Annotated in this window: 20 protein-coding genes; 4 read left to right on the top strand and 16 right to left on the bottom strand. The window is 44.2% G+C overall.

Features of this window, described 5'->3' with window-relative positions; genetic code table 11:
• Window positions 1–129: 129 nt before the first annotated feature.
• Window positions 130–1,014, bottom strand: coding sequence for a UTP--glucose-1-phosphate uridylyltransferase GalU (gene galU / locus LRC_RS03620; RefSeq protein ID WP_014073197.1), 885 nt, complete (start codon window positions 1,012–1,014; stop codon window positions 130–132).
• A 144-nt stretch (window positions 1,015–1,158) separates the two neighbouring features.
• A complete protein-coding gene (map, locus tag LRC_RS03615; RefSeq protein WP_003692652.1) occupies window positions 1,159–1,950 on the bottom strand; it encodes a type I methionyl aminopeptidase in 792 nt (263 codons plus the stop codon).
• Window positions 1,951–2,121: 171 nt separating this feature from the next.
• On the opposite strand from map, the gene LRC_RS03610 reads away from it, so the two are divergent.
• Window positions 2,122–2,577: a flavodoxin gene (locus tag LRC_RS03610; protein WP_003697140.1), complete on the top strand. Its 456-nt coding sequence runs from the start codon at window positions 2,122–2,124 to the stop codon at window positions 2,575–2,577.
• A 29-nt stretch (window positions 2,578–2,606) separates the two neighbouring features.
• On the opposite strand, the gene LRC_RS03605 is transcribed toward LRC_RS03610, so the two are convergent.
• Together LRC_RS03605 and wecB are read right to left on the bottom strand one after the other, a co-directional pair.
• Window positions 2,607–5,474, bottom strand: coding sequence for a YfhO family protein (locus tag LRC_RS03605; RefSeq protein WP_014073196.1), 2,868 nt, complete (start codon window positions 5,472–5,474; stop codon window positions 2,607–2,609).
• Between the two features lie 140 nt (window positions 5,475–5,614).
• Window positions 5,615–6,751 (bottom strand): non-hydrolyzing UDP-N-acetylglucosamine 2-epimerase, encoded by a 1,137-nt coding sequence (gene wecB, locus LRC_RS03600; RefSeq protein WP_014073195.1) that lies wholly within the window; start codon window positions 6,749–6,751, stop codon window positions 5,615–5,617.
• 126 nt (window positions 6,752–6,877) lie between these two features.
• Between wecB and LRC_RS03595 the strand changes: the two genes are divergently transcribed.
• From LRC_RS03595 to LRC_RS11190, 3 genes are all read left to right on the top strand, one after another.
• The gene (locus LRC_RS03595) at window positions 6,878–8,110 is read left to right on the top strand and encodes an aminopeptidase (RefSeq protein WP_014073194.1); all 1,233 of its coding nucleotides are present in this window, start codon (window positions 6,878–6,880) and stop codon (window positions 8,108–8,110) included.
• Between the two features lie 213 nt (window positions 8,111–8,323).
• Complete coding sequence (locus tag LRC_RS11195; RefSeq protein ID WP_144011383.1) at window positions 8,324–8,701, top strand: transposase; 378 nt, start codon at window positions 8,324–8,326, stop codon at window positions 8,699–8,701.
• A 164-nt stretch (window positions 8,702–8,865) separates the two neighbouring features.
• Entirely contained in the window at window positions 8,866–9,015 is a 150-nt protein-coding gene (locus LRC_RS11190; RefSeq protein ID WP_167317011.1) for a transposase, read from the top strand.
• Between the two features lie 553 nt (window positions 9,016–9,568).
• Here LRC_RS11190 and murB read toward each other — a convergent pair.
• From murB to LRC_RS03530, 12 genes are all read right to left on the bottom strand, one after another.
• The gene (gene murB, locus LRC_RS03585; protein ID WP_014073192.1) at window positions 9,569–10,474 is read right to left on the bottom strand and encodes a UDP-N-acetylmuramate dehydrogenase; all 906 of its coding nucleotides are present in this window, start codon (window positions 10,472–10,474) and stop codon (window positions 9,569–9,571) included.
• 66 nt (window positions 10,475–10,540) lie between these two features.
• On the bottom strand, window positions 10,541–11,086 hold the full coding sequence (locus tag LRC_RS03580; RefSeq protein ID WP_014073191.1) for a GNAT family N-acetyltransferase: 546 nt from the start codon (window positions 11,084–11,086) through the stop codon (window positions 10,541–10,543).
• Window positions 11,083–12,165, bottom strand: a complete 1,083-nt coding sequence (hisC, locus tag LRC_RS03575) for a histidinol-phosphate transaminase (protein ID WP_014073190.1) — start codon at window positions 12,163–12,165, stop codon at window positions 11,083–11,085. The genes LRC_RS03580 and hisC overlap by 4 nt, the downstream gene beginning before the upstream one ends.
• A gap of 18 nt (window positions 12,166–12,183) precedes the next feature.
• Entirely contained in the window at window positions 12,184–12,504 is a 321-nt protein-coding gene (gene hisE / locus LRC_RS03570; protein ID WP_003692639.1) for a phosphoribosyl-ATP diphosphatase, read from the bottom strand.
• 3 nt (window positions 12,505–12,507) lie between these two features.
• Complete coding sequence (gene hisI, locus LRC_RS03565; protein ID WP_003692638.1) at window positions 12,508–12,825, bottom strand: phosphoribosyl-AMP cyclohydrolase; 318 nt, start codon at window positions 12,823–12,825, stop codon at window positions 12,508–12,510.
• Window positions 12,822–13,583: an imidazole glycerol phosphate synthase subunit HisF gene (gene hisF / locus LRC_RS03560; protein WP_014073189.1), complete on the bottom strand. Its 762-nt coding sequence runs from the start codon at window positions 13,581–13,583 to the stop codon at window positions 12,822–12,824. Before hisF ends, hisI begins: the two co-directional genes overlap by 4 nt.
• Entirely contained in the window at window positions 13,573–14,298 is a 726-nt protein-coding gene (gene hisA, locus LRC_RS03555; RefSeq protein ID WP_014073188.1) for a 1-(5-phosphoribosyl)-5-[(5-phosphoribosylamino)methylideneamino]imidazole-4-carboxamide isomerase, read from the bottom strand. Before hisA ends, hisF begins: the two co-directional genes overlap by 11 nt.
• Window positions 14,298–14,909 (bottom strand): imidazole glycerol phosphate synthase subunit HisH, encoded by a 612-nt coding sequence (hisH, locus tag LRC_RS03550; protein ID WP_014073187.1) that lies wholly within the window; start codon window positions 14,907–14,909, stop codon window positions 14,298–14,300. Before hisH ends, hisA begins: the two co-directional genes overlap by 1 nt.
• Window positions 14,909–15,493 carry an imidazoleglycerol-phosphate dehydratase HisB gene (gene hisB / locus LRC_RS03545; RefSeq protein WP_014073186.1) on the bottom strand — a complete coding sequence of 195 codons (585 nt, stop codon included), beginning with the start codon at window positions 15,491–15,493 and terminating at the stop codon, window positions 14,909–14,911. The genes hisH and hisB overlap by 1 nt, the downstream gene beginning before the upstream one ends.
• Window positions 15,493–16,782, bottom strand: coding sequence for a histidinol dehydrogenase (hisD, locus tag LRC_RS03540; RefSeq protein WP_014073185.1), 1,290 nt, complete (start codon window positions 16,780–16,782; stop codon window positions 15,493–15,495). The genes hisB and hisD overlap by 1 nt, the downstream gene beginning before the upstream one ends.
• Window positions 16,779–17,411, bottom strand: a complete 633-nt coding sequence (hisG, locus tag LRC_RS03535; RefSeq protein ID WP_014073184.1) for an ATP phosphoribosyltransferase — start codon at window positions 17,409–17,411, stop codon at window positions 16,779–16,781. The genes hisD and hisG overlap by 4 nt, the downstream gene beginning before the upstream one ends.
• The gene (locus LRC_RS03530) at window positions 17,408–18,553 is read right to left on the bottom strand and encodes an ATP phosphoribosyltransferase regulatory subunit (RefSeq protein WP_014073183.1); all 1,146 of its coding nucleotides are present in this window, start codon (window positions 18,551–18,553) and stop codon (window positions 17,408–17,410) included. The genes hisG and LRC_RS03530 overlap by 4 nt, the downstream gene beginning before the upstream one ends.
• Window positions 18,554–18,622: the final 69 nt, after the last annotated feature.

Here is an 18,622-nt window from a genome sequence, read left to right as displayed (position 1 = left end):
GACGTCAGTCGCTTATATATTCCTTTAAGTAACATGATACTATAAAATTGCTTTATCTGCATAGATTTATGCAAAAAATTTGCTTGGACTTAAAAAAGCCAGGACAAGCGGTCCTGACTCCAACATTCATTATTTAAGCGTCTTTGCAAGATCTTTTATATACTTTGCAAGATCATCTTTAACTTCCGGATGACGCAGTCCAAACTCGATTGATGTCTTCAAGTAGCCAAACTTGTAGCCGACATCATAACGTTCGCCTTTGAATTCATGTGCAAAAACACGCTGAATCTTATTAAGACGATCAATTGCATCCGTCAACTGAATCTCATTGCCTGCGCCCGGCTTTTGCGTTTCAAGCATGTCAAAAATTTCAGGCGTCAACAAATATCGACCGATGATTGCAAGATTAGACGGAGCCTTTTCAACAGGCGGCTTTTCAACGAAACGCTTAACGTCATACAGACCCGGACGAGTTTCTGACGTTGGATCAATAACACCGTACTTGGAAACTTCTTCATGCGGAACCTTCATGACTGCAAGCGTTGAAGCATGCGTTTCTTCATAGCGATCCATCAACTGCTTGGTCAAAGGAACCTTATCTTCCATGATATCATCACCAAGCATGACAACAAACGGTTCATCCCCAACGAAATCTTTAGCCATCAAAACCGCATCGCCCAATCCGCGCGGATGAGATTGACGGATAAAGTACAAGTTAATGTCCGTCGTTTGCTGAACAAGTCGCAAAAGTTCCGTCTTGCCCTTTTCCTTAAGGTTTTGTTCCAGTTCAGGAACGGAATCGAAGTGATCTTCGATTGGACGCTTGCCCTTGCCGGTAACGACTAAAATATCTTCAATTCCTGATTTCTTAGCTTCTTCAACAATATATTGAATCGTCGGCTTATCAATGATAGGCAGCATTTCCTTAGCCAAAGCTTTTGTGGCCGGGAGAAAACGAGTTCCCAACCCTGCTGCAGGAATAACAGCCTTTCTTACTTTCTTTTGGTTTTTCATAGTGAACCCCTTTGCGAAACATTTAGGTTAATCCAATCACTAAAATTGACCACCTAGGCTACATTATACCAGTATATAATTTTTTTACAACATTTAACCATAAAAATTAAGTAATTACTTAAGAAAACGGATTAAATTTACTTACTAGAATTCGTATAAATACGGAGCATCCAAAATCGGATCTTGAGACGTCAAAATCTTCGGTCCTTGTTTTGTGATTGCAATCGTGTGCTCATACTGGCATGACAGACTGCCATCAGCCGTTCTTGCGGTCCAACCGTTCGGGTCGTCCATTTCTGCTTCCCATCCTCCCATGTTGATCATGGGTTCAATCGTAATCGTCATTCCTTCACGCAAACGCACGCCTTTGCCTGCTTCTCCATAATGCGGCACGTTCGGACTTTCATGCATCGTTGGTCCGATTCCGTGTCCGATAAATTCGCGCACGTCTCCATAACCGTTTACGTCTTCGGTATAATGCTGAATCGCAGCTCCGATATCTCCGATGCGATTTCCGACCTGGGCTTGTTCGATACCCAAATACAGAGCTTTTTTAGTTACTTCCATCAATCGATCGATTTCCGGTGTTGATTTGCCGACGACATAGCTCCAGCAAGAATCGCTCATTGCGCCATGATAGTTGACAACCGTGTCAACCTTAATCAGATCTCCGTCACGCAAGATCAGGTTCTTTCGTGGAAAACCATGGCAAATTTCATCGTTGACGCTGACGCACGTTGCGTATTTATAACCTTCAAATCCGATTTGTTCTGCAATTGCGCCATGTTCTTTGAAATACTTGCGCGCAAATTTTTCGATTTCCCAACTTGAAATTCCTGGTTTGATAATCTCGCGAAGTCCGATATGCATCCCGGCCAAAATCGCACCGGACTTGGCCATTTCCTCGATTTCGCGCGGTGATTTTAACGTGATCATTATAATTTGCCTCCAAAAATTTTCTTAACTATTCCATTATAACGCATCAAAGCATTTCATAACGATTATTTTGCAATTTAATGCTCTAAGCGGTTTTTCAATAATATTACCATTCGGTTCTTCTTTTTTGATATAATAGGCTTGTCAATTTAAATGGAAGAGGGTTTTTACATGGCAACAGCAAAAGTTGTTTTTGCGACGATCACCGGCAATAATGAAGACGTTGCCGACATCGTCGCTCAAGAACTTGAAAAAAAGGGCGTTGAGGTTTCAGTTGAAGAAATTTCCCAAGCAGATCCCGAAGACTTCGCTGACGTCGACATCTGCGTCGTTTGTCCGTACACTTATGACGAAGGAGCGCTTCCTGATGAAGGTCTTGATTTTTACGATGATCTTGAAGATGTCGATCTGACCGGCAAAATTTACGGCGTTGCCGGCTCCGGCGATACGTTCTATGGCGAATACTTCGGACTTGCAATTGACGAATTCGGCAAAAAGCTTGCCGCATCAGGCGCCGTTAAGGGTGCTGAAAACGTCAAAATCAATCTCGCTCCAGACAGCGAAGAAGACGTCCAAAAACTTGATGCCTTTGCCGATGCATTGGTTGAAGCATACAACAACAAATAAGCCGCATGAAAAAACTCCCCGATCAAAAATCAGGGAGTTTTTTCATTTTCTTTTTTGAAGCGAAGATAATCGCACAAAGCTAATGCCAAAACGAAAACCAACGAAAGCTTCGTGATTAAAAGACCTTGCCTGAGACCCGGAATCCTGTATTTCAAAACGATATCAGACTTGCCGGAAGAAAGCCTGAGACCGACAAAAGCATGATTCGTTTTGATGACTTTAGCCTTGCGCCCGTTAACGGTTGCACTCCAGCCTTTCGAATAAGGAATCGAACTTGCAAGAATTCCATCCCGACTCGTTTTGATCGAACCCGACAGCATATTGCGCGAAAATTTCACATTCAGCAGAGCATGTCGCTGCAATTTTTTGACTTGCGATCTGTAATCTCCAGAAAGCGGTGTCGCAGTCACTCTCAGTTCAAACCCGTAACTGCCGAGTTTCGTCGGTGAAAGCGTCAAAGAATCAGGCAGCTGTTTGGGAAAATACCCCAAATTGAGCGTGCCGTTCGTAACCCTCTTGAAAAACGACAACGCGCTTTGATCAGGCTGGTAGATTTTTTCCGTTCCGTACGGTCCATCGACTTTCAACGCGTAACTGATGTTAGGGGATCCTTGCAGCACATGATAGCGAAGATAGCGATAATAGTTCAGACTCTTGTTTTGTGCCAAAATTCCTTGCTCCGGATCGTTATCCTTTGCGCGTTGCTCAATCGAAACCTGCTTTTTAAGAGAATACGGAACATAGTTGATATCGTTGATTTCAACATGCAGTTCGCAGTTTTGATATTCTTCAGGATTTTGCAAAATGATTCGATACGTCTCGTTTTTGTCTCTTTTTTCAAAATCCAAAGCAGAAACCACGTTGCCGCGACTTGAAACAAGCGTATACGGAACGTCGAAAGATTTGTTTGAAATATCGGCATGACTCAGACCTGAAGCGTTTTTCTCCGACACGTAAACACCATCGGCAAGCGCCCTTTCTTTTGCGGAAATGCTGAGGTTTTCAGTGTCTTTTTGCGTCAAGACCTTGTCTTGCCAATAAACGAGCGGAAACGCACATTCATTTTTATAACGCTGAGTTTGCGAATCAAGCTTTGAATTTCCGTTTGGATCGGTTATTCTTCGGGTCGTCTTGTCCAATACGAATCCGGCCGGAATCTTATCGGCATTAGGCTGATTGATTCTGACAAAGAGATAGCGAACGCCAAAGAAATCATTTAAAATCGTCCGGTCCGAAACTTGCCCTAACGGAATATTTGATTCATATTGCGTATTTTGCATCAACGTTGAAAAATTCCCCAGATCTTTATTTTGTAATGAATAGTATGAATTCAGCGAATAAAGCTTATCGTTTAAAGCATTATACATATGATAGTCAGAACCGAAGAAATAATTCTGGCTGAGCGTCGATACGCGGTAAAAGTCATTCTTTTCATCAAGATCTTGTTCAAGGCCGGCATAACGGTTTTCGCTCAGACGAACATAGGCACCGCTATCGAGCATTTCATTCGAATACCCCCCGTTGAACGGTGCTTCAAAATAGACCGCATTCAAGCAGACGTTTCCTAGAGATACAAAAAGCATCACCAAAGAACCTGACTTGATATCAGCCGTATTGATCACGTAAATCACGGCCCAAAAAATTGCGAGAAAAATAATCGGGATAAAAATTCTCTCGTTGTTTTGGAAATAATAAGTCGATGTGATAACGGCAAGATATGCGACAAGCGCAATCGTAAACAATTTCAGCATCTTTTTTGACAATTGAGTGATGTTTTGGACCAAAATCGCACTGGCCAACCCGACCGGTAGACAAAGCATCAGAGTCCAACGATTTGACGGAGACATCATGCCGTTGAAAAACGCACCGCACGCGGGAATTAAAAGCATCACGAAAGAAATGCCAAAAAGCGTTGCAAGCACTGGATACTTTCTTCTTTTGACCAAAATATAAATAATTGCAAAAAAGGCCAAGCTGCAAAAACCAAGCGCGCTCCAAAAATAAAAATCACGATTTCCGCCATTGATCAGCTGCGACGGTAATGCCAGATAATAATAAAGCGGATAAACTTTTAATCCGTTCGCAAAGTCGCTTGCAGAACGAGTCGAATGCATTACGGCATAGATTTCGGGAATCAGCATGAAAGCCGAAGTCAACAACGAAAGCACCGTTGCGCTTGCCAACTTGCATAATTTTCCAAAGATCTTTCCTGATTTTCGATAACTGATGAACCAACGCAAAGCCAAATAAACCATTGCGCCAAGACCCATGACGTACGCAAAATAAAAATTGCTGATCAGCATCCATGAAAAGACCAGATAAAGCGGCCAAAAAGATCCATCCTGCAGTACTTTTTCAATTGCCGTGATTATCAGCGGAAAAATGATGAACGGCAAAGTGAAAAACGGCTGCGCAACGTTTGAATAAAGCAAGTAGGCATTAAACAGATAAACCAGACTTCCGCAAAGAATCGCATGGTCTTTTAAGTCCTTAAAATGCGATACAAAAAAGACAAATGACAGTCCTGCGCAATACAGACGCAAAATAATCAAAAATTGATATGCAAAGACCATTTTTCCGACAGGGAACAACAACGTCAAATAGGCAAAAACATCACCTATCAAGTAATACGAATATACCGAAAAAGTATCGGTTCCAAGTCCCATATGCCATGACCACTGCTCAAACGGTTTGGTCGGGTCAGTTAAAAAATCTTTCAGTATCTGCCGGTATTGCTGCATGAGCGGCAAGTGCTGATTGGCACCGTCCAAATGCCAAATCAGCTCATGACCGGTCAAAAAATAAGTTCCATAGACAAAAACGGCGCAAATCAAAAAGATTAGGGTGAAGCTCAGATATAATCTGCGTCGCTGCTTTTTTTCGAATGTGAACTGCACAAGAAAACCTCCCTTAATCTCGCTTATAATTGTACCCTATATCAAGGAAGATAAGCAAAAATTTAAGGGAGGTTTAAGAATTTTATCGATGAGCATCAGGCATGAAATAGTGATGCGATTTACAATCCACGGGATCCGCCTTATACGAAGTCTTTTGGTCTGACATCCGTTCGTTTAAAATAATATGCGATCGCATCAAGAATTCGCTCACAAGCATGACCATCACCGTATGGATTCTTGGCGTTTGCCATTCGTTGGTATTCTTCTTCATCATCAAGCAGTCGAAGCATCTCTTTTTTGACGTTTTCTCCATTCGTCCCGACAAGTTTGAGCGTTCCGGCCAAAACTCCTTCAGGTCGTTCCGTTGTATCGCGCAAAACTAAAACCGGTTTATGCAATGCCGGGGCTTCTTCTTGAACTCCGCCTGAATCGGACATGATAAAACTGCTTTTTGCCTGCAGATTGTGGAAATCGACCACGTCAAGCGGGTCAATCAGATGAACATCTTTTACGTCATCAAAGACCTCATGGGCAGCTTCTTGAACTTTGGGACTCAAATGAACCGGGTAAACAACTTGCACGTCGTTTCTTTTCAAAACGACTTCCCTGATTGCTTCAAACGTTTCCTTCATTTTGCTGCCTTGATTTTCGCGGCGATGCATCGTCAAAAGAACCATTTTTTTCTGGGGATCCAAGTCATTGAAAATTTCATGCCGATAGTCATCTTTGATGGTTTCGTGCATGGCATCGATTGCAGTATTTCCCGTTACGTAAATTTGATCTGAAGGATGATTTTGCTTAAGCAGATTTTTCTTTGACAATTCCGTCGGCGCAAAGTAAATATCGCATAAATCATCTGTCATCTGTCGATTCATTTCTTCCGGAAACGGTGAATATTTGTTCCAGGTTCGAAGTCCGGCCTCAACGTGTCCCAAAGTTTTTTGATTATAAAAACCGGCCAAAGCTGCCGCAAAAGTCGTCGTCGTGTCTCCATGAACCAAAATAATATCCGGATCGGCTTTTTTGATGACGCCATCGATTTTAGTCAGCACGTCTGCCGTAATTTCTTGCAAAGTCTGTCCTTTGTGCATCAGATTCAAATCATAGTCAGGTTTAATTTTGAAAATTTCAAGCGCAGAATCAAGCATTTCGCGATGCTGTGCCGTAACCGTCGTGATTGCTTCAAAACGCTCGTCTGCTCTAAGAGCCAAAACAAGCGGAGCCATCTTGATTGCTTCCGGACGCGTTCCGAAAACAGTCATTACTTTAATCTTCATTTCAATTCCTCCGATAGTCTGTTAGATTAATTATAACAAAATTCGCCAATTGTTACTCTGTATTTTCAAAAAGAAGGCGTTTCATGGTAAAATTACTGTAATTCAAAATCCAGGGGAGGAACCCAAATGATTGAAAATTTCTCAGAAAAGCTCAAAAAATATGCCGAATTAATCGTTAAAGTCGGCGTCAACGTTCAAAAAGGCCAACCGGTCGTTCTTTATATTTCCGTTACTCAACAGGAACTTGCTCATTTGATTGTCGAAGAGGCCTATAGAGCCGGAGCATCTGAAGTCATGATTGAATGGAAAGATACTTTCTCAGAACGAGCATTCCTTAAGCATGCTTCGGAGGAAAGGCTTGAAAACGTCCCGGAATACATCGTTAAGAAAGGCAACTACATCGCAGAAAAAAAGGCAGCGCGTATTTCCGTCATGTCGGCCGATCCCGGTGCATATTCAGGAATCGATCAAAAGCGCATCGCAAAAAACCAGGCTGCTATGGGCAAAGCATTGAGACAAGTCAGAAAAGCAACGCAAAACAACGACTTGAGCTGGACGGTCGTTTCTGCTGCCGATCAGGCATGGGCAGAAAAAGTCTTTCCTGAAAAAAAAGGACAGGCAGCAATCGACGCCTTGTGGGAAGAAATTTTCAAAACGACTCGTATCGACAAATCAGATCCTGTCAAAGCATGGCACGAACATGATCAAAAACTTCACGAAAAATCAGACTGGCTGAACGAACAGCAATTTTCAGCCTTGCATTATGTTTCGCCCGTAACCGACATCACGATCGGTCTTCCGGAAAACCACGTCTGGGAAGGAGCCGGAAGCTTTACGCCGGAAGGCACCGAATTCATGGCCAACATGCCGACCGAAGAAGTCTTTACTGCCCCTGACTGCCGTCGAATCGACGGCTACGTGACGTCAACCAAACCTCTTTCTTACGCAGGCAACATTCTCGAAGACATGAAATTCACGTTTAAAGACGGAAAAGTAGTTGAAGCAACGGCAAAAAAAGGGCAGGAAGTTTTGAAACACCTTTTGGAAACCGATGCCGGAGCAAAATCGCTCGGTGAAGTTTCTCTCGTCCCTGATCCTTCACCGATTTCGCAATCAGGCATCATCTTCTTCAACACGTTGTTTGACGAAAATGCTTCTGATCACCTTGCTCTTGGAGCTTCTTATCCATTCAACGTTGCCGGAGGAACCAAGATGTCCGATGAAGAATTGCTTGATCACGGAATGAACGTCAGTCAAACCCACGTTGACTTCATGGTCGGATCAGCCGACATGGACATCGACGGCATCAAAAAGAACGGGACCATCGTTCCCGTCTTCAGAAACGGAGACTGGGCATAGTAAAAGTTTGCAATAAAAGAGGTTAAGAAAAAACGATGCCTCAAATTGAAAAACCGGATGATTTGCAATCAATTGCAAATCTGATCCGGTTTTTTGCGTATGCAGGACGATTGCCTTCCGTGATGAAAATAACCAAAAATAGTTTGTCGCGCTGATTTATCAGGCGCTGCATTCGGCACGGGAGAGAATCTCTGCTTTGATGAATTCCGTTCCGTGAACAGCACCATGTCATTCACCTGCTGCGACACTGAAGGAAGTCATGACATCGTGGCTATTCTTGAAAACAGATTGACGAAGACAATCATGGAGCACTTCATGAACCGCTACACGAACCGGGAAAGAGCTGCGGTGAAATCCGTAGTTGTCGACCTGAATGCCCAGATCATCATCGACCGATTCCACATCGTACAGCTGGGCGGAAGAGCGCTGGGCAATGCAAGGATAAGCCTGATGAAGAAGATGAACGACTGCCACTGCAGGGAATACAAGATACTGAAGGCACACTGGCGTCTGTTTCACAAGGATTTCGCTGACCTTGAAGCTGCCAGGTCGATTTATTTACGGGGAGTCAATGAATACATGACGCAATAGAATGCCCTTGACCTGATTGTCAAAAATCACCCGCAGTTTGAAAAGGTCTACGATGCGTATCAGGATGTATTCAATGCACTGAAGAAAAAAACAGGGAGAGGCTCATTGATGTCCTGGAAAACTACCGTCGTTCGGGTCAGAACATGGACACAGCCAAGAAGAACATGACAGCTGTTCTTAACAGCGTCGAGTATGATTTCTCCAACGGTCCGGTTGAAGGAATAAAACGCAGAATCAAGAGTTTGAAACGCAGTTGCTTTGGATTCGGGAATCTTGATAACTTCAGGAAACGCATTGCGCTGATCAGAAGCTGACGCTGGAAGTGTTTTTGAGACAGCCTCTCTGAATACACTTCCTCCAGCCGTAGTTTCCGGCGGGTAAGCATTGTGATGTCAACCGCAACCGGGCAAAGTCGTGGAGCGCGCGACAGAGACAAGGTGTGGAACCGAGCGCTTAACCCGCGAGCACCAGGCCTGCTCGAACGCCAGCAGGCGAGCCTGCCAAGTGAGAGTACCTGGGCGGAACGGGCTGCGAGGTGAAACCCAGTTAGGTCGCAGCGCGTTCGAGCTTTGCGAATCAACGGCATAAATTCATACATGAATCCACGCCAGCGGAAACGCAGGCGGTGTTGATACGTAACTGTACCAATTTGAAAAAACACAGGAGAAACCGACGGGAACAAAAAAACTCCACTCCATTTCTGAAGTGAAGTTTTCGAGGTCATCAACACCATTTGACAAAGACCCGTTTATTCATTGGAAATTAGAAATGCCGGACAAAATCAGTCGACTGGCGATTTCCTTTGTTCGGCATTTAATTTATTTAAAGAGGAAAACGGGACTATTTTACCAACCTCTTTTATATATCTCAATCTTTTCCGATAATTCTGACCTCTGTTTCCAGTCTTACGCCAAATTTTTCAAAAACGACGTCCTGAACGTGCTTGATGACGTTTTGATAATCAGTTGCCGTAGCATTGCCAACATTGACGATAAAACCGGCATGCTTTTTTGAAACTTGCGCACCACCGATCGTAAACCCTTGGAGATTTGCATCATGTACAAGCTTGCCGGTATAGTGTCCGACCGGACGTTTAAAGACGCTGCCGCAGGAAGGATATTCAAGCGGTTGTTTGGAGGCACGAAGAAAACTCAGCTCTTCCATGCGCGCATGAATTTTTTCCTTGTCGCCGTGCTTAAGCAAAAACGTTGCCTCAAGCACGATATCGTCTTCGTCTTGCAGCCGACTGTGACGATAGCCGAAATCAAGCTCTGCATTTTTATAAGTCCTGATTTCGCCGGAACGAGTCAGAACCGTCACCGATTCGGCAATATCTTTGATTTCACCGTCATATGCCCCGGCATTCATGAAAATTGCGCCACCGACGGATCCCGGAATTCCGGATGCAAATTCAAAACCGGTCAGGCCTGCCTCATACGCAGCCTGCGTTGCATCAATCAAAGCAGCTCCGGCCATTGCAACCACTTTGTCCCCGTCGATTCTGACGGAATCCATCTTCGTCAAAATCATGACGACGCCGGAGATGCCGCCGTCCTTGACGATCAAATTGCTTGCATTGCCGATAACGGTCAGGTCAAGGCCGTTTTCTTTAGTGAGAAGAACTGTTTTTCTGGCTTCTTCAATGCTTGTCGGGAATACGGCAAAATCTGCCGGACCACCAGTCCGCGTATTGGTATATTTGCAGAGCGGCTCGTTTGGCTTAACGATGATTCCTTTCAACTCTTGCATGATTTTCGTTTCAATATTGTCCATTTAAAATGCTTCCTTTTGCTAAATTACACTTGCCATTTTAACATGGATTGCATTCAGAAACCAACCTCAAAGAATTTTGACCATCGAAATCTCATCGCAAAAACTGCCGTCTTTCATCAAGTAAGCATTCGGCATGCGTCCGACCGCAATGAATCCTTGTCGCTCATAAAGACTGATTGCCCGCTTATTTTCTGACATGACGGTCAATTCGAGCTGTTTGGCACCGTTTTTTTCAGAAAATGCAGTCATGCCTTGCATCAAAGCAGTTCCAAGCCCCATCCCCCAGAATTCCTTTTTGACTGCAACGGAAACGGTTGCGCGATGACGGCTCTTTTTTTTATTGCGAAAAACGACCTGACCCATGCCGATGACTTTTCCGTTTGATTTGGCGACAATAAACAAAGAATTTTTTGAACGTTCCGAAACTCGCAAAAAGCGCCAGATTTCGCCCGGAGAACTTGCTTCGTCTGCTTGTTTTGACAAGAATTCCGTTTCTTCGGTCACCGTTTTAAAGAAATCGGCAACCTCGTTCGCCTCGCTTGAAAATGCAGGTCTGATCGTTACATGCTGATTGTTTTTTAAAAAGATGTTAACCGTTTCAAAATCAATCATTGCTTCCTCTTTTCATTGTGATACTGCAAAATAAGTCGCATCAATTCAGCGTTTTCCTTCTTCTTGCCGATCGTGACTCGAAGCCAGTCCTTGCGCAGACCGCGACGAACCTGATAACCATGCTTTAAAAGATATTCAGCGAGCTTTTCCGCATCTTCAAACTTAAAGAAGACAAAATTTGCTTGACTTTTGAAATAAAAAATGTCGTTTTCTTCGAAAAATTTTTCCAGCTTCTCACGTTCGCGCGCATTTTTTCCTGCGCACTTTTCAACGAATTTCTGATCGGAAAGCGCCGCCAGTGCCGCCGTTTGAGACAACGAATTCAGATTATACGGACATCTGACCGTTTGCAAAACGTTTCCTGGTTCGCTCGACATCACGATATATCCGACACGATAGTTTGCCAGACCATAAATTTTCGAAAAAGTTCTCATAACAGCTGCATTGTCGTATTTTGAAAGCAAACCGATTGCCGTTTGGTTTCCATCGGCAAATTCAATATAAGCTTCATCTATCAAGACGATAACGTCTTTTGGAACTTTGGACAAAAAAGCATCAATTTCTTCAACCGGGTTGAGTGCACCGGTCGGGTTGTTCGGATTGCAGATCCAAATCATTTTGGTTTTATCCGTCATTTCTGAAAGCATGGCTTCAAAATCCGTCTTGCCGGTTTCTTCACTGCATTTTGCATGCTTGACGACTGCGCCTTCAATCAAAGCATTGAGTTCATATTCAGAAAAAGTCGGATCGGAAACGATGACCTCGTCTCCTTGATCAAGAAACGTCCGTGACAAAATTGCAATAATTTCATCCAGACCGACGCCTAAAATCAGTTGGCTTTCCTTGCAACCGATATGCTTCGCAATTGCCGTTCTTAATTTTTGCGCATATCCGTCCGGATAACGATTGCTTTCGGAAAAATTCCAGTTCTTGACGGCTTCTTCAACTTTTTTTGAAGTTCCGTAAGGATTTTCATTTGCCGAAAGTCGATAAACCTTTTTCAGATCATACTTCTTTTTGACCTCATCAAGCGAAGCTTCCGGAACGTAAGCGCATAGGTTCTTAAGATTTTCACGCATCGAAAAACTCCTTTCCGACTACAAGTCTTTAATTTCCGGACGATCCTTCGTTTTGCTCATTAAACCGACTCTGCTTCCGAGTTCTTCTTTGATTTCGTCAAAAGAAACGCCTTGTTCAACCAGCAAAACCATCAAATGATATAAGAGATCGGCCGTTTCGTAACGCAGTTCGCTTTTGTCCGGATTCTTGGCTGCAACAATGACTTCAGTCGACTCTTCGCCGACTTTTTTCAAAATCTTGTCCAATCCCTTCGTAAATAAATAATCCGTATAAGAACCCGGTTTGGGATTTTCCTTGCGCTCTACAACAGATTGATATAATTCGTCCAAATCTTGCATAAATTACTCCTCCATTTCAACTTCATTGAAAAAGCACGTTTCATGTCCGGTATGACATGCGGGACCGGCAGGAATCACGCTGACAAGCAGCGTGTCGAAATCGCAATCAAGCGTCATCGAAACGACTTCCTGCGTATTTCCGCTTTCTTCGCCCTTATGCCAAAGTTTTTGGCGAGAACGTGACCAAAACCATGTCTGGTGCGTTTTTTTCGTCAATGCATAGCTTTCCTCATTCATCCAGGCCACCATCAAAACCTTGTTCGTTCTGGCATCGCAAACAACGGTTGTCAGCAGCCCGCTTTTGTCAAATACAGGTTTCATCGTCTGACGTTCACCCCGTTTTCTTCAAGATACTTTTTGAGTTCTTCGATTTTAAGTTCGCCGAAGTGAAAAAGCGAAGCTGCCAAAGCACCTGTTACGGGCGTTTTTTGAAAAACGTCCAAAAAATCTTCCTTTTTGCCTGCACCTCCTGATGCAATGATCGGAACATGAACAGCCTCGCCGATTTGCTGATAAAGGTCAATATCAAATCCTTGTTTCGTCCCGTCGCAGTCCATGCTCGTAACGAGCAATTCTCCGGCACCGAGCTCAACGGCTTTTTTGGCCCATTTTATGGCATCAAGTCCGGTATTTTCAGTTCCGCCCTTTGAATAGACCTGATACCGTCCCGTTCCGACGTCTTTTTTGACGTCAATCGCACAAACGATGCACTGGCTTCCAAAACGCTCGGCTCCATCCGTTATCAATTCAGGATCATTGATTACGGCCGAGTTGAGCGAAATTTTGTCGGCACCGCTTTGCAAAAGCTCATGCATTGCCTCTTCGGATTTGATGCCGCCGCCAACGGTCAGAGGCATGAAGACTTGCTTTGAAACTTCTTCAACCGTTTCAGCCATTGTTTTTCTTTGATCAAGCGTTGCCGTAATGTCCAAAAAAACCAGCTCGTCAGCTCCTTGAAGTTCATATTCCGCAGCAATTTCAACCGGAGAACCAACATCAACAAGATTTTTAAAGTTGATTCCTTTTTTGACCTTGCCATGATCGACGTCAAGACATGGAATGATTCTTTTAGCGAGCATGACGGTTCACCTCCGAAAGTTCTTCAAGCGTCACCCTTCCTGCTGCCAGCGCTTTGCCGACGATGATTTCGCGAACCCCACAAAAGAGCAGCTTTTTGACGTCAGCCAACCCGCTGATGCCACCGGATGCAGTAATTACGGCATTCGGAAATTTTTTTTTCAAATTGCGATAAAGATCAATGTTTGGTCCTGCCAAAGTTCCATCCTTTGAAGTGTCGGTCACGATAAAATACTTGGCACCGATTGCTTCCATTTCTTTCATCAGCTCTTCAAGCGTTACTTCGGTTTTTTCAAGCCATCCGTTGACGGCAACCTTGTCGTTCATTCCGTCGATTCCGATCGCAATTTTTTCTTCACCGAATTTTTGCAAGGCATTCTTGACAAGTTCAGGATCAGTAACGGCAACGGAACCAAGAATTACTCGATCAATTCCGATTTCAAGACAGGCCGAAATATCTTCAAGCGTCCTGATTCCGCCGCCAAGTTCAATATATCCTTCGAAATTTCGTCGAATCTTTCTGACCGTTTCCGTATTGACCGGATGCTTGGCTTTGGCTCCGTCCAAATCGACGAGATGCAAAGCATTAAGTCCCGCTTCATCAATTGCTTTTGCCTGTTCTTCCGGAACCTGCGCCACCAGCATCTGCTTTGCGTAATCTCCTTGATAAAGCCTTACGCTGTGACCATCTTTAAGATCAATTGCCGGTATAATCATCACTCATCCACCCTTTCTATGAAACGTTCAAGCATTTCCAAACCCTTTTCCCCGCTTTTTTCAGGGTGAAATTGCATCCCGTAAACATTCTTGAACTCTACGCAAGAAGGTACCTTGACACCGTAATTGGTGTACGAAACAACATATTGCTGATCACATTTTGCATAATAGGAATGAACAAAATAAGTATAGCTTCCGTCTAAAACGTCTGCAAAAATACTTTGTTCATTGTTGACGACGTTTTGATTCCAGCCCATCTGCGGAACCAGCAGATCAATATCCTTCGGAAACGCTTCGACTCTTCCCGGAATCAAATGAAGACCTTCATGAACTCCGAATTCGTCCGATTCATCAAACAAAAGCTGCATCCCAAGACAAATACCAAGCAACGGCTTGCCTGCCTTGGCTTCTTCATATAAAACCTGGTTCAGCCGTCTTTTTTTTAATTCATCCATGGCACTGCCAAATGCGCCCACGCCAGGCAAAATGATTCCGTCAGCTTGACGAATCGTTGTCGGAGAAGAACTTGCCGAAACTTCTTCGTCCAAATAACGAAAAGCCTTCAAAACATTGGCAAGATTTCCTGCGCCATAGTCAACCGCAACAATCATCAGATAACCCCCTTTGTCGAATTCACTCCTTTGATTTCAGGATTGATTTCAACCGCCTGACGCATTGCCCTTGCCCATGCTTTGAACAATGCCTCAATTTTGTGATGAGTATTGCGCCCGTATATCACGTTGGCATGCAGATTCATCTCTGCAGAAAACGCTACGGCCTGAAAGAAATCCTCAACTATTTCGGTTTCAAAGTTCCCGAGCCTTTGATTTTCAAGATCCGCGTTAAATACAAGGTATGACCGACCGCTGAGGTCTATCGTTACCTGTGCCAATGTCTCATCCATCGGCACGATTGCATTTCCGTAACGTTCAATCTGAGCCTTGTCTCCCAATGCCTGTTTAAAGCATTCTCCGATTACGATTCCGGTATCTTCAACGGTATGGTGACAGTCAACGTCCAGGTCGCCAACTGCCTTTACTTTAAGCCCGAAACGACCATGTTTGGCAAAAAGAGTCAGCATGTGATCAAAAAAACCGATACCGGTATCGATTTCTGAGGGAAACTGCTCATCAAGATTCAAAAGCACCTCAATCGTCGTTTCTTTCGTCATTCGCTTGATGTTTGCTTTTCTCATCAAAAATCCTCCTTCCCGAAGCGGCTTTCAACAGCTCTCGCATGCGCTTCAAGTCCTTCTTCCCTGGCCAGCGTCGTAATCGCCTCAACATCGGCTGCCAAAGCATCTTTTGAAAATTGGACGAATGAAGTTCGCTTGACGAAATCATAAACGCCGAGCGGAGAAGAAAAGCGTGCAGTCCCGCCGGTCGGCAAAACGTGGTTTGGTCCGGCTACGTAATCGCCCAAAGGCTCTGAAGCGTATTTGCCCAAGAAGACGGACCCTGCATTTTTTATCAAAGGAAGATACTGGGTCGGATTTTCAAGATTGACTTCCAAATGTTCCGGAGCAACCTCGTTCATCAGATCAAACATTTCCTCTTTATCGTCCATGACTGCGATAAAGCCCCTGTCTTCGATTGATTGGCGAGCGATTTTTTCTTTCGGAAGCGTCCGCAATTGAATCTCGACTTCTTTTGAGACGCCTTCTGCCAACTTTTTCGAATCTGTAATCAGCATTGCACGCGCACGCGGATCGTGTTCTGCTTGCGACAGCAGATCTGCCGCAATCTGTCTGGCGTTTGCCGAATCGTCTGCCAAAATGCCAATTTCAGACGGCCCGGCAACCATATCAATTGCCACCGTGCCAAAGACCTTCTTCTTGGCAACGGCAACAAAAATATTGCCGGGTCCGATGATTTTATCGACCTTCGGAATCGATTGCGTTCCAAATGCCAGCGCGGCGATTGCTTGAGCACCGCCAATCTGATAAACTTCGTCGACTCCTGCCAGTTTGGCTGCTGCCAAAACGGCCGTTGAAATACCGTCTTTTTGTGGCGGAGTCACCATGACGACTTTTTTGACACCAGCAATCTTAGCCGGCAAAGCCGACATCAGAATTGTCGAAGGGTACGCTGCTCGACCTCCGGGAACGTATAAGCCGACGCTTTCAAGCGGCGTCACCTTTTGGCCGCGCATGATTCCTTTCGTGCCAAGATCAATGAAGCCTTTTTCGATTTCCAACTTGTGGAAACTGACAATGTTCTTCTTCGCAAGCTCCATTGCGTTTTTCAATTTATCGTCAATCGAATCATATGCTTTATTCAATGCTTCTTTTGGAACCCTGAAATCGTTTATTTTCACCCCGTCGAATTTTTCGCTGTATTTTCTTAACGCATCGTCCTGACTGACTCGAACGTCTTTCAAAATATCATCGACTGCCCTTTCGATTTCAGGATCGCTCGTCTGTTTCGTATATGTTGAAACGATTTTTTTCATTTCGTTTAAATTTTTGTTTTCGTAAATTTTCATTCAAATCCCCCGCAAACGTTTTCCAACGCATCAACCAACTCAAAAATTTCATGTTTCTTTTGCTTAAGCGAAATTGGATTGGCCACGAGCCTGGTTGAAATCGGTCCAAGTTCCGCATAGATTTCCAAATTATTTTCCTTGAGCGTCGTTCCGGTTTCCGTCAAATCCACGATCGCATCCGCCAATCCGACCAATGGCGCCAATTCGACGGACCCTTCAATTTTGACGATTTCAACGTCTTCTCCGATTGATTCGAAATAGCGCTGCGTAATGTTCGGATACTTTGTTCCGATCACCTTGCGCCTTTCTTCTTTTGGATCAAAGCTTGACGTCGAAGCCAAAATGAAACGACATTTGCCGACGTTCAAGTCAAGCAGCTGATTTTCGGTTCGTCCCTGCTCTTCCAAAATGTCGCTGCCAACAATTCCGATGTCGCAGGCCCCGTTCGTCAGATACGTCATAACGTCAGAGCCTTTTGCCAGAACGAACTGGTACTTGTCGGCAACGCTGACAATCAGCCTGCGTTTCTTGTTCAAAAGGCCGCTGCAATCGACCCCGCTTTTTTCAAGCAGCGGAATTACTTGTTTTTCGGTTCTTCCCTTGGTCAAAGCAATTTTCAGCAACGTCATCCCTCCTTTGTCAAATCAATCAACCCGCTGCCAAGTCTTTTGGCCTCTGCCATTGCCTCTTCCAACGTATCCGAAAGACTAAGCTGCAGGGAATCGCTGTTTTTCACCAGATCCATCGCTTGCTTGAGCTGTTCTTTTTCAAAATACACCAAAGTCGGCAACGTTTTTGTCCGTGGCAGCCTGTCCTTCAAAAGTTCGGACAGAAACGAAAGCTCGATTCCCATTCCGACTGCCGGTTCCGGTTCCTCTTGAAAGCTCTCAAGCATCCGATCGTATCTGCCGCCGCTGATGACGTTTCTCGAAGCGTTCGGCAAATATCCTTTAAAAACGATTCCCGTATAATACGGCTGCGGTCCCGGAGCGCTCAAATCAAGATTTGCCTTGTGTCCTCCCAAAACTTCGCAGGCCTTGGCAATTTCAAAAACTTCATTCAGACTATGTTCGATCGTTTCAGGAATTTCCATCTTTTTGAGACTTGTTTCGACTTCTTCAACACTCCCGAACAATCTTGGCCACGCTTTAAAAAAATGGTAGCTTCGATTCGATCTGAACGGTTCGATCAGTTTGAAATAAAGCGGAAGTTTCTTCTCAAACAATGCTTCCTTGATGGCAAGCGTTTTTTCTTCATCAATGCTCAAAACCTTAAGTGCCTCATCAGCCAGTTTAGCATGTCCTAGTTCAAGATTTAATCTTCCGCCAAGAAAAGTTCGATTAAGTTCGCTTAAAAGTTCTAAACACTCAAGCTCTGCCTTTTTTGATGCATATCCGACAAGTTCGACTCCCAACTGATAAGCCTGATCACACAAACCTGACAAATCGCGATTTTTACGGTAAAGATCCCCGATGTAAAAAAACTTCGCCGGCAGCTTGACATTTTGAGTCGATAAAAATCGAGCAACAGGCAAAGTCATATCAGGTCTGATTACAAGTTCCCTGCTGTCTCTTGCGCCCAATCGATACATTTTTTGATTCGGCATTCGGTAATCTTCAAAAAGTTCAAAATACTCGAGCAATGGCGTTTTGATCTGTGAAAATCCGCGCTCATGCAATCTTTTGATCATCCAAAAAGAAACTTTGTTTTCAATTGACAATTGTTCGTCCAGCTCATCACCTAACCCTGGCGGCAAACGAAATTTTTTCACTCGGATTCCTTCCCTTCTTTTTTATGTAAAAAAAAACCGACATCCTAAAAAGGACATCGGAGGACGTTT

The sequence above is a fragment of the Ligilactobacillus ruminis ATCC 27782 genome (assembly GCF_000224985.1).
In the GTDB taxonomy this organism is placed as follows: Bacteria; Bacillota; Bacilli; order Lactobacillales; family Lactobacillaceae; genus Ligilactobacillus; species Ligilactobacillus ruminis.
The sequence above is the reverse complement of the archived record's forward strand: the minus strand, read 5'-3'. Positions and strand labels throughout refer to the sequence as shown.

Bases quoted from the DNA above. Each gene is read 5' to 3' on its own strand.
- hisE (WP_003692639.1), bottom strand. From the start codon at position 12,504: ATGCAAGATTTGGACGAATTATATCAATCTGTTGTAGAGCGCAAGGAA.
- hisB (WP_014073186.1), bottom strand. From the start codon at position 15,493: ATGAGAAAAGCAAACATCAAGCGAATGACGAAAGAAACGACGATTGAG.
- wecB (WP_014073195.1), bottom strand. From the start codon at position 6,751: ATGAAGATTAAAGTAATGACTGTTTTCGGAACGCGTCCGGAAGCAATC.
- hisH (WP_014073187.1), bottom strand. From the start codon at position 14,909: ATGATTGTTGCGGTTGACTATGGCGCAGGAAATCTTGCCAATGTTTTG.
- LRC_RS11190 (WP_167317011.1), top strand. From the start codon at position 8,866: ATGACAGCTGTTCTTAACAGCGTCGAGTATGATTTCTCCAACGGTCCG.
- murB (WP_014073192.1), bottom strand. From the start codon at position 10,474: ATGGACAATATTGAAACGAAAATCATGCAAGAGTTGAAAGGAATCATC.
- hisF (WP_014073189.1), bottom strand. From the start codon at position 13,583: ATGCTCGCTAAAAGAATCATTCCATGTCTTGACGTCGATCATGGCAAG.
- map (WP_003692652.1), bottom strand. From the start codon at position 1,950: ATGATCACGTTAAAATCACCGCGCGAAATCGAGGAAATGGCCAAGTCC.
- hisC (WP_014073190.1), bottom strand. From the start codon at position 12,165: ATGCGTGAAAATCTTAAGAACCTATGCGCTTACGTTCCGGAAGCTTCG.
- hisG (WP_014073184.1), bottom strand. From the start codon at position 17,411: ATGACGTTGCTGAAAATTGCTTTGACCAAGGGAAGAACCGAAAAACAA.
- hisD (WP_014073185.1), bottom strand. From the start codon at position 16,782: ATGAAAATTTACGAAAACAAAAATTTAAACGAAATGAAAAAAATCGTT.
- LRC_RS03595 (WP_014073194.1), top strand. From the start codon at position 6,878: ATGATTGAAAATTTCTCAGAAAAGCTCAAAAAATATGCCGAATTAATC.
- galU (WP_014073197.1), bottom strand. From the start codon at position 1,014: ATGAAAAACCAAAAGAAAGTAAGAAAGGCTGTTATTCCTGCAGCAGGG.
- LRC_RS03580 (WP_014073191.1), bottom strand. From the start codon at position 11,086: ATGATTGATTTTGAAACGGTTAACATCTTTTTAAAAAACAATCAGCAT.
- hisA (WP_014073188.1), bottom strand. From the start codon at position 14,298: ATGATTATACCGGCAATTGATCTTAAAGATGGTCACAGCGTAAGGCTT.
- hisI (WP_003692638.1), bottom strand. From the start codon at position 12,825: ATGAAACCTGTATTTGACAAAAGCGGGCTGCTGACAACCGTTGTTTGC.
- LRC_RS03610 (WP_003697140.1), top strand. From the start codon at position 2,122: ATGGCAACAGCAAAAGTTGTTTTTGCGACGATCACCGGCAATAATGAA.